11 protein-coding genes and 1 pseudogene are annotated in these 13,228 nt (G+C 64.5%); 4 read left to right on the forward strand and 8 right to left on the reverse strand.

Features of this window, described 5'->3' with window-relative positions; all coding sequences use genetic code 11:
• The 3 genes and pseudogenes from BF95_RS16475 to BF95_RS16485 all read left to right on the forward strand — a co-directional run.
• Positions 1-1,144 (forward strand): TolC family protein (locus BF95_RS16475; protein WP_043152659.1); only part of this gene is annotated, 1,144 nt, incomplete at its 5' end.
• 4 nt (positions 1,145-1,148) lie between these two features.
• Entirely contained in the window at positions 1,149-2,318 is a 1,170-nt protein-coding gene (locus BF95_RS16480; RefSeq protein WP_043152661.1) for an efflux RND transporter periplasmic adaptor subunit, read from the forward strand.
• Positions 2,319-2,321: 3 nt separating this feature from the next.
• A pseudogene (locus tag BF95_RS16485) lies at positions 2,322-5,494 on the forward strand (efflux RND transporter permease subunit).
• A 39-nt stretch (positions 5,495-5,533) separates the two neighbouring features.
• Here BF95_RS16485 and hppD read toward each other — a convergent pair.
• Both hppD and phhA read right to left on the reverse strand, forming a co-directional pair.
• Entirely contained in the window at positions 5,534-6,577 is a 1,044-nt protein-coding gene (gene hppD, locus BF95_RS16490) for a 4-hydroxyphenylpyruvate dioxygenase (protein ID WP_043152662.1), read from the reverse strand.
• Entirely contained in the window at positions 6,574-7,446 is an 873-nt protein-coding gene (gene phhA, locus BF95_RS16495) for a phenylalanine 4-monooxygenase (protein WP_043152663.1), read from the reverse strand. The genes hppD and phhA overlap by 4 nt, the downstream gene beginning before the upstream one ends.
• Before the next feature lie 94 nt (positions 7,447-7,540).
• Between phhA and BF95_RS16500 the strand changes: the two genes are divergently transcribed.
• On the forward strand, positions 7,541-8,011 hold the full coding sequence (locus BF95_RS16500) for an Lrp/AsnC family transcriptional regulator (protein ID WP_043152693.1): 471 nt from the start codon (positions 7,541-7,543) through the stop codon (positions 8,009-8,011).
• Between the two features lie 4 nt (positions 8,012-8,015).
• Here BF95_RS16500 and trmFO read toward each other — a convergent pair whose 3' ends face one another.
• From trmFO to BF95_RS16530, 6 genes are all read right to left on the reverse strand, one after another.
• On the reverse strand, positions 8,016-9,359 hold the full coding sequence (gene trmFO, locus BF95_RS16505) for a methylenetetrahydrofolate--tRNA-(uracil(54)-C(5))-methyltransferase (FADH(2)-oxidizing) TrmFO (protein WP_043152664.1): 1,344 nt from the start codon (positions 9,357-9,359) through the stop codon (positions 8,016-8,018).
• Between the two features lie 364 nt (positions 9,360-9,723).
• Positions 9,724-10,011 (reverse strand): helix-turn-helix domain-containing protein, encoded by a 288-nt coding sequence (locus BF95_RS16510; RefSeq protein WP_051520079.1) that lies wholly within the window; start codon positions 10,009-10,011, stop codon positions 9,724-9,726.
• 89 nt (positions 10,012-10,100) lie between these two features.
• Positions 10,101-10,508: a hypothetical protein gene (locus BF95_RS16515; RefSeq protein ID WP_043152665.1), complete on the reverse strand. Its 408-nt coding sequence runs from the start codon at positions 10,506-10,508 to the stop codon at positions 10,101-10,103.
• A 62-nt stretch (positions 10,509-10,570) separates the two neighbouring features.
• Positions 10,571-10,942, reverse strand: a complete 372-nt coding sequence (locus BF95_RS16520) for a hypothetical protein (protein WP_043152666.1) — start codon at positions 10,940-10,942, stop codon at positions 10,571-10,573.
• 90 nt (positions 10,943-11,032) lie between these two features.
• A complete protein-coding gene (locus tag BF95_RS16525) occupies positions 11,033-11,578 on the reverse strand; it encodes a GbsR/MarR family transcriptional regulator (RefSeq protein WP_043152667.1) in 546 nt (181 codons plus the stop codon).
• Positions 11,579-11,761: 183 nt separating this feature from the next.
• On the reverse strand, positions 11,762-13,066 hold the full coding sequence (locus BF95_RS16530; RefSeq protein ID WP_043152697.1) for a dicarboxylate/amino acid:cation symporter: 1,305 nt from the start codon (positions 13,064-13,066) through the stop codon (positions 11,762-11,764).
• Between the last annotated feature and the right edge of the window lie 162 nt (positions 13,067-13,228).

The raw sequence follows: 13,228 nt of genomic DNA on the forward strand, positions 1-13,228 counted from the left end.
GCGCGCGGGCGCGACATCGCCCGCCATCGAAAGCGGGGCAGCGGGCGTGCTGGCCGCGCAGGCGGCGCGCACCGTCGCGGGGCTACGGCCCAACCCCGAACTGAATATACAGACTGAAAATGTCGCGGGCAGCGGCGACTATCGCGGCTTTCGCAGCGCGGAGACGACGGCGCAGGTGACGCTGCCGCTGGAACTGGGCGGCAAGCGGCCGGCGCGGGTGGCGCTGGCCAATGCGCAGCAGGATCGCGCGCAGATCGAACGGGCGGTTATTGCGGCCGACCTGCGGCTGGCGGTGACGCAAGCCTATGTTACCGCCGTTTCGGCGGTGGAGCGGGCGATGGTGGCGCAGCGGCAGGTGACAATCGCGCAGGAGGCCCTGCGGTCGGCGCAGGTGCGTGTGCGTGCCGGACGGGCCTCGCCGCTGGAGGCGCAGCGCGCGGAACTCGCACATCTCAATGCGCAGGCGACACAGGAACAGGCCGAGCGGTTAGCGAATGTCGCTCGCGCCAATCTGGGCCGTTTGATCGGTGGCCCGGTGGCGGGGACGCTCGACTTGCGCTGGTTCGAGACGCTGGCGGCTGCCGGGCCGGTCGATCGGGCTGCGGTGAGTGACATGCTGACCGCACGGGCCGCAGCGCTCGACGTGGCGACGGCCGATGCGCAAGTGCGGCTGGCGGGCGCGCAACGGGCGCCCGATCTTCAGCTTTTTGCGGGGCCACGCCGCCTGTCCGGCAGCAACGATACCGCGATGCTGATGGGCATCAATATCCCGTTGCAGATCTTCAACAATGGCGGCGCGGCGCAGGCGCAGGCACGCGCCGAACGGCAACGCGCGGACGCGACCCGGCGGATGACAGAAATCCAGCTCGATCAGGCCATCGCATCGGCCGACGCGGAAGTCGCCAATGCCGAAACCGCCGCGCGCATCGCCAGTGGCCCGGCGCTCGCCGCCGCGCAGGAAGCGGCGCGCATTGCGCGCATCGGCTATCGCGAAGGCAAGTTCGGGCAGATCGACCTGCTCGAAGCCGAACGCACGCTGCTCGACACCCGTATGGCCGCGATCGCTGCGCTGGCCACCTATCATGATGCTTCGGCGCGCCGCGACCGGCTGGTCGCCCCGGCATCCCTGTTCGTGAAAGACTGATCCCATGAGAAAATGGACATTGTCGGCGGCATTGCCGCTGTTCCTGGTGCTGGCCGCCTGTGGCGAGACTGTGCCCCAGAATGAAGCGCATGATGAGGCGGGCCACGCCGAAGACCATGATGAGGAAGGCGAGGAGGATCATGCGGAAGAGGAGGGGGCAATAACCCTGTCCGAAGCGCAGATCCGCAGCGCGGGCATATTGCTGGTGCCGGTCGGCATGGCGGGATCGGGCGGGGCGGCGAGCCTGCCCGCGACGATCGAGGCCGATCCGCAGGGTATGCAAGTCGTGACGGCGGCGGTCGGTGGACGGATCGTCGCGCTGCATCGCAATCTGGGTGAGGCGGTGCGGCGGGGCGATCCGCTGGCGGTCATCGAAAGCCGCGAGGCGGCGCAGATGCAGGGCGAGATCGAAGCGGCCCGCGCCCGGCTGGCGCTGGCGCGCAGCAATTTGGGGCGGGAGCAGCGGCTGTTCGCGGAGAAAGTATCGCCCGAACAGGATCTGATCGCGGCGCGCACGACCGCGACTGAGGCGGGGATTGCGCTGCGGCTGGCGCAGCAGCAACTGGCGGCGACGGGCCGCGCGGGCGGCGGCCTCAACCGCATCAGCCTGCCCTCGCCGATCGGCGGGCAGGTCGTCAGCCGCAGCGCGATGCTGGGGCAGGTCGTAGCGGCCGATACCGAACTCTATCGCGTCGCCAATCTTGGCAAGCTTTCGGTCACTCTGTCCTTGTCCGCTGCCGATGCCGCAACCTTGCGACCGGGCGGCACGGTCACGGTGACCGCGCCGGGGCGCACGGCGCAGGCGCGCATCAGCTTCGTCTCGCCGATCCTCGACGCGCAGACCCGGCTGGTCCCGGTCATCGCCACGATCGACAATCGCGACGGGCAATGGCGCGTGGGCGAGAATGTCACCGCTGCGGTCGACCTGCCGTCCAGGGATGGCGGGCGCGCCATCGCCGTGCCGCAGATCGCGGTGCAGACGGTCGAGGGCAAGAGCAGCGTGTTCGTGCGCACCCGCACCGGCTTCCAGGCGGTTCCGGTCGAATTGGGGCCAGTGAGCGGCGATCGCGTCATTATCACCAAGGGATTGAAAGGCGGCGAGCGGATCGCCGCCACCGGCAGCTTCACGCTCAAGGCCGAACTCGGCAAGGGCGAAGCGGAACATGGGCATTGATCGATGATTGACCGGATCGTCACATTCGCGGTCGCGCGGCGCTGGCTGGTGCTGCTGCTGACCCTCATCGCCTGCCTCATCGGCGGCTGGGCGCTTCAGCGCCTGCCCATCGATGCGGTGCCTGACATCACCAACAACCAGGTGCAGGTCAATGTCCGTGCGCCGTCGCTCTCGCCCGAACTGGTCGAGAAGCAAGTCGCCTTTCCCATCGAAACCGCGCTGTCGGGGATCGAGGGGCTGGAATATAGCCGCTCGCTGAGCCGCAACGGCTTTGCCCAAATCACCGCCGTCTTCACCGACTCCACCGACATCTACTTCGCCCGGCAGCAGGTGAATGAGCGGCTGGCGGGGCTGGCCGAAAGCCTGCCTGCGGGCGTGACGCCGGAAATGGGGCCGATCGCGACGGGACTGGGTGAGGTCTATATGTGGACCGTCCACCTCGCCCATCGCAAGGATGACCAGCATGATCCGGGCGAACCGGGCCTGCAACCCGATGGCAGCTATATCACGCCGGAGGGCGAGCGGCTGGTGAGCCAGGCGGATCAGGCGACCTATTTGCGCACCGCGCAAGACTGGATCGTCGCGCCGCTGCTCAAGAATACGCCGGGGCTGGCCGGGGTCGATTCGATCGGCGGCTATGTGAAGCAGTTTCAGGTCGTGCCCGATCTCTCGCGGCTGGCTGCGTTGCGGATCGGCATCGATGATCTGGCGCGCGCGCTGGAGGAGAATAACAATGCGGTCGGCGCGGGCGTGGTCGATCGCAATGGCGAGGGGCTGGCCGTGCGATCCGACGCGCGGTTGACCGGGGCGGAGGATCTGTCCCGCACCGTGATCGCGACGCGCGAGGGCGTGCCGATCCTGCTGAGCCAGGTCGCCACGGTTCGGACGGGGCAAGCGATCCGCATGGGGTCGGCGTCTGAAAACGGGCGCGAGGTCGTGGTCGGCACGGCGGTCATGCGGGTCGGCGAGAATAGCCGCACCGTGGCATCGGCGGTCGCCCGGCGACTGGAGGAGATCAACGCCTCCCTGCCCACCGACGTCATCGTCCAGCCGGTGCTGGACCGCACCGCGCTCGTCCATTCGACCATCAACACGGTGACCAAGAACCTGGCCGAAGGCGCGTTGCTGGTCGTCGTCGTCCTGTTCGTGCTGCTGGGCAATTTCCGCGCGGCGCTGATCGCGGCGCTGGTGATCCCGATCACCATGTTGATGACCAGCTTCGGAATGTTGCAGGGGGGCGTGTCGGCTAACCTCATGAGTCTCGGCGCACTCGATTTCGGCCTGATCGTCGATGGCGCGGTCATCATTGTCGAACATGCATTGCGGCGGATCGCCGAAGGGCAGCATCGCGAAGGCCGGGTGCTGACGCTGGACGAACGGCTGGCCGTGGTCGTTGGCGCGGCGCGGGAGATGATCCGGCCTTCGGTCTATGGCCAGGCGATCATCATCCTCGTTTATGTGCCGCTGCTGACGCTGACGGGCATCGAGGGCAAGACCTTCACGCCGATGGCGCTGACGGTCATCCTGGCGCTCGTTTGCGCTTTCATCCTGTCGCTCACCTTCGTGCCGGCCCTGCTTGCGGTGCTGTTGTCGAAGCCGGTGGAGGAAAAGGAAGGGCGGATTATGGGCTGGCTCAAGACCCGCTATGAACCTGGCCTCGACAAGGCAATGCAGCGGCCGACGCGGACCATGGGCGTGGCGGTGGCGGCCTTCGTGCTGGCGATCGGCGCGTTCCTGACGCTGGGGCAGGAGTTTCTGCCGCAGCTCGACGAGGGCGACATGACCGCGCAATGCTGCGCATTCCGGGCACGTCGGTCGAACAGAGCCAGGCGATGCAGTTCGACGTCGAAAAGGCGATCGCCACATTGCCGCAGGTCCGCTTCGTCTTTTCCAAGACGGGGACGGCGGAACTGGCGTCGGACCCAATGCCGCCCAATATTTCGGACACCTTCATCATCATGAAGCCGCGCGAGGAATGGCCCGATCCGAAACTGCCCAAGGCGGAACTGGTGGAAGCGGTCGAAAAGAAGCTGGCGGTGCTGCCCGGCAATGCCTTTGAAATCAGCCAGCCGATCCAGATGCGGTTCAACGAACTGATTGCGGGCGTGCGGGGGGACGTCGCGGTCAAAGTCTTTGGCGACGATGCCGACGCGATGGCGCGCACCGCTAATCAGGTCGCGACGATCCTGCGGCGGACGGCAGGCGCGGTGGACGTGCGGGTCGAGCAGACCGAGGGGCTGCCGATGCTCGACATCCGGCCCCGGCGCGAGGCGCTGGCGGCGATGGGCCTGTCGGCCAAGGCGGTGCAGGATGTCGTGGCCGCCGCGATCGGCGGGCGCGATGCGGGCATGATCTTCGAAGGGGATCGGCGCTTTGCGGTGACGATCCGGCTCGACGATACGCAGCGGGCTGATATCGAGGCGGTGGGACAGATCCCTGTGCCGACGCCCGATGGGGCCTTCGTGCCGTTGGCGAGCGTGGCGGAGATTGCGGTCACGACCGGTCCCAACCAGATCAGCCGCGAAAATGGCAAGCGCCGGATCGTGGTGCAGGCCAATGTGCGTGGGCGCGACGTGGCGAGCGTGGTGGCGGACGCACAGGCGGATATCGCGTCGGCTGTGCGCTTGCCGGCGGGTGCCTATCTCGAATGGGGCGGGCAGTTCGAAAATCTGGCGTCGGCGCGGGATCGGTTGTTGCTGGTCGTCCCGGCCTGTTTCGTGCTGATCCTGCTGCTGCTTTATGGTGCGTTGGGCAATGTGCGCGACGCGATGATCGTCTTTACCGGGGTGCCGTTGGCGCTGGTCGGTGGCGTGCTGGCGCTGTTCCTGCGGGGCATGCCCTTTTCCGTCTCGGCGGCGGTGGGCTTCATCGCCTTGTCGGGCATTGCGGTGCTTAACGGGCTGGTGATGGTGACGGCGATCCAGGAGTTGATCGGGCAAGGTATGGCGCGCGCGCGGGCGGCCGAGCAGGGGGCGATGCGCCGCCTGCGGCCGGTGGTGATGACCGCGCTGGTCGCCTCGCTTGGCTTCGTGCCGATGGCCCTGGCGACCGGGTCAGGCGCGGAGGTGCAGAAGCCGCTGGCGACGGTGGTGATTGGCGGGCTGGTGTCGGCGACGCTGCTGACCCTGTTCGTGCTGCCGACGCTCTATGCGCGCTTTGGCGGGCGGCGGGCCTGACGTCAGGGCAGGGGGCGGTGGTGCCGCCCCCTGTCGCGTTCAGGCATCGACCGACACGACGCCGCGCCGTATCTGGTCGAGTTCGATGCTTTCGAACAAGGCCTGGAAATTGCCATTGCCGAACCCGTCATTGCCCTTGCGCTGGATGATTTCGAAGAAGATCGGGCCGAACATATTTTCGGTGAAGATCTGCAGCAAGATGCCCTCGCCCGTCTCGACGCTGCCGTCGATCAGGATGCGGTTGGCGCGCAGCCGGTCGAGATCCTCGCCATGGCCGGGGACGCGGGTGTCGACCAGATCATAATAGGTCTCGATCGTGTCCTGCAGCCGCACGCCCCGCGCGCGCAATTTCTCGACGGTATCGTATATATTGTCGGTGGTGAGCGCGAGATGCTGGATGCCTTCGCCATGATAGTCGCGGATGAATTCCTCGATCTGGCTCTTGTCGTCCTGGCTCTCGTTCAGCGGGATGCGGATCGCCCGGTCGGGCGCAATCATCGCCTGGCTGGTGAGGCCGGTCGCCTTGCCCTTGATATCGAAGAATTTCTGTTCCTCGAAGCCGAAGAGGGTGCGGTAAAATTCGCTCCACACCTGCATTTGCCCGCGCCGGACATTGTGGGTCAGATGGTCGAGCAGGTCGAGCCCGACGCTATTCTTTGCCTCCGCCTCGCGCCAGCCGGCGAATTCGGCCCAGTCGGCATAGGGATCTTGGCCATCGGGCATGAAATAGAGGTAGGAGCCGCCGATCCCCTGGATCACCGTGTCATCCTCTTCGGTCGCCTGCGCGCCATGGTCGAGCGCCCATCGCATCGCGGCCTGCGGATCGGCGACGCGGAAGGCCATGGCGCTGGCGGAGGGACCATGGACTCCGCGAAAGGCGGCAACGCGCCCGGCATCGTCGCGGTTGAGCATCAGGTTGATGCGACCCTGTTTATAGCGGGTGATATTCTTGGTCGGGTGGCGGTGCGTCGGCACGAAGCCCAGTTGCTCGAACTGCGCCGCCATCGCCGCCGGATCGGGCGAGGTGAATTCGGCGAATTCGAAGCCGTTGAGGCCCAGGGGATTGTCTATGGTAGCGGTCATTGCGGCTCCTCTTCCTTTTTTTTCTTGGCATAGGCCTGCGTACCGCGGGTGAAGAAGCGGTCGGTCGGCAGGATGGTATCGGTGTCGAGATCGGGCAGGCCGTCCAGCTCAGCGTAGAGCGGGGCAAAGTCGGTCTCGACCGTCTGGCGCAGCAGATCTTCGAAACTGTCGATGACGAAATAGCTCTGCTGATAATCGTCGATGCGGTAGCGGGTGCGCATCAGCCGCTTGAGATCGAAACCCAGCCGGTTGGGGGAGGGATCGTCCAGGGCGTAGATGGACTCGCCGTGGGACGACACGATGCCCGCGCCGTAGAGTTTGAGATCGTCGCCCTGGCGGATCAGGCCGAACTCCACGGTGTACCAATAGAGCCGGGCCAGCCGGTCGATCGCACCCAGGCCGTCGGCGCGCAGGCCTCCCTGGCCATAGGCCTGCATATAATCGGCGAAGGCGGGGTTGGCGAGCAGGGGGACGTGGCCGAAGACGTCGTGGAAAATGTCGGGTTCGGACAGATAGTCGATCTGGTCGGGCGTGCGCAGGAAACGCCCGGCGACGAAGCGGCGGTTGGCGAGATGGTCGAAGAACAGCCGGTCGGGGACCAGACCGGGGACGGCGACGACCTGCCAGCCGGTCAGCTTCATCAGCCGTTCGGATAGCTCATCGAAATCCGGGATGCCCGGCCGGGTCATGCGCAGCACGTCCAGCCCGTTCATGAACTCCGCCACGGCGCGGTCGGGAAGCATTTGCGCCTGACGGGCAAAGAGCCGGTCCCACAGCGCATGTTCCTGCGGCGTATAGGCGGCCCAATCCTGCGGGATCGTCCAATCCTCGGCGGTGCCTTCAGGGCGCTCCATGTCGTTTTGGGCCATGATGATAATATTGCATGATTCCAGTGAAAAAGGGTTTCAATATCCTGGATTGCTGCGCAATATCGGATGTAATTTCATCATATGTGGGCCGGATATGAAACAGGACTATCAGATCGATGCGATCGACCGGCGGATCATCGCCATATTGCAGGCCGATGCCGCCATTCCCCATGCGCAATTGGCCGAACAGGTCGGCGCGTCGACCGCGTCCTGCTGGCGCCGGATCAAGGCGCTGGAGGCGGCTGGGGTGTTGACCCGCGCGGTGCGGCTGGTCGATCCGGCCAAGGTCGATCGCGGGGTCAATGTGCTGTGCAATATCCGCATGCGCAGCCATGCCCGCGAACCGCGCAGCGCCTTCGAGGCCTTTGTCGATGATTGCCCGGAAATCGTCGAATGCTTCTCCATGTCGGGGGAGTGGGACTATCTGTTGCGGGTCGTGGTGGCGGACGTCGCCGACTATAACCAGTTCCTGATGCACACGTTGTTGGCGCAGCCGACGGTGGCGGGGGCGGCTTCGCACTTTGCGCTATCGACCACCAAATATACCACCGCCTTACCGGTGTAAGGCCTCAAGCGATCGCCATGTCGCCCATCCATGCGCCGAACGACGCGCGGGCGCGGGACGTATAGGCTTCCTTGCGCTGCTTCTTCTTGACGTCATCCAGCGTCGGGAAGAGGCCGAAATTGACGTTCATCGGCTGATAGTCCGCCGTCGCGACATTGCCGGTCACATGGCCGAGCAGCGCGCCAAGCGCGGTGTCGGCGGGCGGGGGCGTCAGCGTATGGCCCAGCAGTTCGGCCGCGGCGAAGCGCCCGGCGATCAGGCCGATCGCCGCGCTTTCGACATAGCCTTCGCACCCCGTCATCTGCCCGGCGAAGCGGATATGCGGGGCGCTTTTGAGCCGCAGCGTGGCGTCGAGCAGCTTGGGGCTTTGGATGAAAGTGTTGCGATGCAGCCCGCCCAGCCGCGCAAACTCCGCATTTTGCAGGCCGGGGATGGTGCGGAACAGTTCGACCTGCGCGCCGTGCTTCAGCTTGGTCTGGAAACCGACCATGTTCCACAGCGTGCCCGACGCATTATCCTGCCGCAACTGCACCACGGCATAGGGCCAGCGGCCAGTGCGCGGGTTGTCCAGCCCCATCGGCTTCATCGGTCCATGGCGCAGCGTTTCCGGCCCGCGCGAGGCCATCACCTCGATCGGCATGCAGCCTTCGAAATAGGGGGTGTTGGCCTCCCATTCCTTGAACTCGGTTTTCTCTCCGTCGAGCAGCCCCTGGACGAAGGCTTGATATTGGTCCTTGTCCATCGGGCAGTTGATATAATCCTTCCCCTCGCCGCCGCCGGGGCCGATCTTGTCCCAGCGATTGGCCATCCAGCATTGGTCCATGTCGATGCTGTCATGGTGGATGACCGGCGCGATCGCGTCGAAGAAAGCAAGATGTTCCATCCCCGCCGCCTGGCCGATGCTGGTCGCGAGCGCGGGCGCGGTGAGCGGGCCGGTGGCGACGATGGTCATGCCGGAGGTCGGCAGCGTGTCGATTCGTTCGCGGACGATCTCGACATTGGGATGATCCGCCAGCGCGCGCGTGACGGCACCGGAAAAGACATGGCGATCCACTGCCAGCGCGGAGCCGGCGGGCACTTTGGCGGGTTCGGCGCTCGCCATGATAAGCGAGTCCAGCCGCCGCATTTCCTGATGCAGCAGGCCCACGGCATTTTTGTCGGCATCGTCGGAACGGAAACTGTTGGAGCAGACCAGTTCAGCGAGGCCTTCGGTCTGGTGCGCAGGTGACATGTCGCCGCTCCCCCGCATTTCCGACAGGCGCACCTTGATGCCCGCCTGCGCCAACTGCCACGCCGCTTCGGACCCGGCGAGCCCGCCGCCGATGATATGCACCTGATAGTCTGCCACTGATATTCGCCTTGATGTCGCAATTCTGCCGTTCGGGCCAAGGCCTATAGCCGATGGCGGCGCAGTAGGACAGGGCGGCGTGGGTGGCTTTTGGGGTGGGGTGGCGGGGAGTGCTGTTCTGCGAAGGCTGTGAAGTTCACACCGTTGCAGGGTTCGATTTTGCTGGGCTTGGGGTTTGCAGGGCGGACTTCGCAATAGGAGAATTTTTTGTGAAGTGGGGGGCATAGTATAAAATCTCCCCTCCCCAGCGGGGAGGGTTGATTGGAGTCACGTGCCTCCAATCAAGGGGAGCGTCCACGCTGGCGGCGGCACACCCCCACCCAACCTCCCCCTGTAGGGGGAGGGGCCTTATGGCATCCCGCGACTACGCCTTGTCGAGCAAGGATTGAATGGCGGCTGGGTCGGCCTTGATCAGCGATAGCAAGACCCGCGCCGGGGCATCGGGCTGACGGCGATTTTGCTCCCAATCGCGGATGGTGCCGACTGGAATGCGATAGGCCTTGGCAAAGCCGCCCTGCGTCAGCTTCGTGGCCTGACGGATCGCCTTCACGTCCGGACCAGCGACTATGCGCCCGCGCGTGGCATCGCCCTTGGCATAGGCAACGGCATCGGTGAGGCCCGCCATGATCCCGTCAAAATCTTCACTCTTCATCGCAACGCCTCCTTCAATGCGACTATACGGCAATGCCGTAAATCAGCAAATGGTGGGACATAGGTGGGGTGATGGAAAAGGGCGGGGTGCTAGTTGCGATTATGGCAGAGATAGGCACTGAGCCCGCACGTAGCGACAAGCGCGAAGGCTAGTTCCGGGGCGGTCTGGAGCAGCGTCATGCCATGGGCAGCGCCCAGGCCGATCAGTAATCCCGTAGCGAGCCAAATCGGGCGTGCCGACAGCCATGTCACCCGGCGAGACATATAGGTCATGGCCGAAGCGCCAATCAATATTGGAATGCAGGCGACAAATGGGCCGAAGATCAGGCCGAAGAGAAGTAGAAGGAACAGGATCGCAAAGGATGCCAGGTTAACCGGAATGGGTGCAGGCAGGGTTTTGTAGAGCGTAGCTGCGCAAGTTAGCGTGAGAAAAACGGGACCAGCAGATAATATAGCGCGGGCCGCACCGCGATTGATCGTCGGAGAAGGTTGATACATGCGGTCCTCCCAATGTTGGGCGGGGGATGGAGCATGTGGCTCCATCCCGGTCGTTTCGCCGATCATGCTGCGGTCAGGCGACCATCAGTCAGCCAGCCATTCACCTTGCGCCCAAAATGCGCGATGGCGCCCATGTTGAAGAAGTGCATCCCGCCCAGCACGATCACGGCCAGGCCCACTTTGCCGCTGAGAAAGCGGATGGCGTCGGTATAGGTGACCGGCTCCCGGCCGAGGCTGAGCGTCAGGGTGATGAAGCCGATATTGACGAGGTAGAAACCGACGACCAGCAGATGGTTGGTCGAGCGTGCCAGTTCGGCATTATGGCCGAAACATTGGATCAGGAAGACTTCGCCATTTTTGGACAGGGTTCGCGCAACCCAGACGGTGATTGCCAGAGTGATGACCAGATAAAGAGCATAGGCAGTTTCAACCATGCCGATTTCCTTTCATTCAGTTTTTTCGGTAAAAACAGAAATTGATAAACGAGCGATTGAGCGTCGATGAGCGGCGCTTGTCGGTCGGGCTTAGGGCTTGTCTTTGCTTTCGGGGAGGAAGCGGGCGATCTTGCCGCCCAATTTCATAAGCGTGACGAGCGTTGGCTTGGGCAGAACACGGACCTGCTCATACCAGTTGCCAAGCGTCGACATGAATTCATGCATGCGCGTGATACGTTCACGAACATGGGGCGGGGCGCTTTCGTCCCGCGCCATGCGCTGGGCCAGTTCGTTCAGAAGGGCGATGGTCGGGTCAATCTCGCGCCGCTTCCGCTCTGCGACGATACGGGTGAGCATTTCCCATAGGTCGAGTTCAGCCAGAAAATGATCCCGCCTATCACCTTCGACATGGACCCGGCGCACGATGCCATAGCCCTGCAATTCCTTAAGCGCCGTCGATACGTTGGAGCGGGCGAGGCCCAGTTGTTCGACAATCTCGTCGGCGGGCAAGGGGTGGTGGGATAGATAGAGAAGGGCATGGACCTGACTTACGGAGCGATTGACGCCCCATTGCGTGCCCATTTCGCCCCAATGGAGCAGGAACGCTTTGGCGTCAGGATGATCGAGAAGTGGCATGACGTTCCTTTCTGTAAAAACAGAAATGACAGTAAAGAGTGATTCGTGCAATAGGGAATTGCGAGGTTGGAAGCCCTCATCCAACTTCGCCTAGCCAGCAAGCTGGCAAGGCTTCGTATCCTTCTCCCACACGGGAGAAGGTGTTGGTCGCCTTCTCCCACACGGGAGAAGGTGTTGGTCGCGCTATCCCGCCACCAACGCCCCCTCGCCATAATAAGCCGCTTCGTCCAATATCCCTTCACGCTTGGCGACGACCACGCCGACCAGCACTTGTCCCGCGACGTTGACCGCCGTGCGGCCCATGTCGAGGATGGGGTCGATCGCGAGCAGCAGCCCCGCGCCTTCAAGTGGGAGGCCGAGCGTCGAGAGGGTGAGGGTGAGCATCACGACGGCGCCGGTCAGGCCTGCGGTCGCGGCCGAACCGATGACCGAGACGAGGGCGATCAGGGCATAGTCGAGCGGACCAAGGGGGATGCCGTAGAAGCCCGCGACGAAGATGGCGGCGAGGGCGGGGTAGATCGATGCGCAGCCGTCCATCTTGGTGGTGGACGCGAGGGGGATGGCGAAGGCGGCATAGGCTTTGTCCACGCCGAGCCGTGCGGTGACGGCTTCGGTGACGGGCAGGGTGCCGACCGAGGAACGCGAGACGAAGCCCAGCTGGATGGCAGGCCAGGCCTTGGCGAAGAAGGGCAGGGGCTTGAGGCCATGGGCGAGCAGCAGCGTCGGATAGACGATCAGCAACACGATGCCGAGGCCGAGATAGATGGTGCCGGTGAAGACGCTCAGCCTTGCGAGCGCGTCCCAGCCATAGGTGGCGACTGCTGCGCCGATCAGGCCCGCCGAGCCGATCGGCGTCAGGCGGATGACCCAGCCGAGCAGCGCGCGCACGACCGCCAGCAACGAGCGCACGAAGGCGAGGAAGGGTTCGGCCTTCTCCCCCACTTTGAGCGTGGCGAGGCCAACCGCGATGGCGATGACCAGCAATTGCAGGATGTTGAAGGAGAGGCTGGTGCTGGCGGTGCCATCGGGCGCGATCTTGGTGCTGCCGCTTAGCGCCAGGCTGTTGCCGGGGACGAGGCCCTTGAGGAAATCGAGCCAGCCGCCGACCGCGTCGGGCTGTGTAGCGGCGAGCGCGGCGGTGCCAAGGCCCATGCCGGGCTGGACGATGATGCCGATGGCAAGGCCGATGCTGACCGCGATCAGCGCGGTGATGGCGAACCAGAGCAAAGTCTGCCCCGCCAGCCGCGCGGCATTGTCGAGCGCGCGCAGATTGGCGATCGACGCGACGATGGCGGCGAAGACGAGCGGCGGGACGATGGCTTTCAATAGCGCGACGAAGATGGTGCCGACGGTCTGGAGCGCGGTGGCGAGCCAGTTGAGGTCGCCATCCGGCCCGGTGCCCATCGTCCGGGCGATGACGCCGAGCGCCAGCCCTGCGACCATGCCGACCAGCACCTGGAATCCGAAGCTGCGATAGGGGAGGGTCATGGGCGCAAATCCTTTGGGCGAACGGCGTAGCATATGGGGGAGTGGCGCAGGATTGCGCGCAAGCAATAGTTGGGCGGGGTTTAGTTTTTGGCGGGGGGGGCGTCGAACATTACCCGCTTTTGTCATCCCCGCGCAGGCGGGGATCCATCTCCCAACCTCGCG

The organism is Sphingobium sp. Ant17 (assembly GCF_000588875.1).
Lineage (GTDB): Bacteria > Pseudomonadota > Alphaproteobacteria > Sphingomonadales > Sphingomonadaceae > Sphingobium.

Coding starts and splice junctions, on each gene's coding strand:
- BF95_RS16515 (WP_043152665.1), bottom strand. CDS start 10,508: ATGTATCAACCTTCTCCGACGATCAATCGCGGTGCGGCCCGCGCTATA.
- BF95_RS16510 (WP_051520079.1), bottom strand. CDS start 10,011: ATGAAGAGTGAAGATTTTGACGGGATCATGGCGGGCCTCACCGATGCC.
- BF95_RS16520 (WP_043152666.1), bottom strand. CDS start 10,942: ATGGTTGAAACTGCCTATGCTCTTTATCTGGTCATCACTCTGGCAATC.
- BF95_RS16500 (WP_043152693.1), top strand. CDS start 7,541: ATGAAACAGGACTATCAGATCGATGCGATCGACCGGCGGATCATCGCC.
- hppD (WP_043152662.1), bottom strand. CDS start 6,577: ATGACCGCTACCATAGACAATCCCCTGGGCCTCAACGGCTTCGAATTC.
- BF95_RS16480 (WP_043152661.1), top strand. CDS start 1,149: ATGAGAAAATGGACATTGTCGGCGGCATTGCCGCTGTTCCTGGTGCTG.
- BF95_RS16530 (WP_043152697.1), bottom strand. CDS start 13,066: ATGACCCTCCCCTATCGCAGCTTCGGATTCCAGGTGCTGGTCGGCATG.
- BF95_RS16525 (WP_043152667.1), bottom strand. CDS start 11,578: ATGCCACTTCTCGATCATCCTGACGCCAAAGCGTTCCTGCTCCATTGG.
- phhA (WP_043152663.1), bottom strand. CDS start 7,446: ATGGCCCAAAACGACATGGAGCGCCCTGAAGGCACCGCCGAGGATTGG.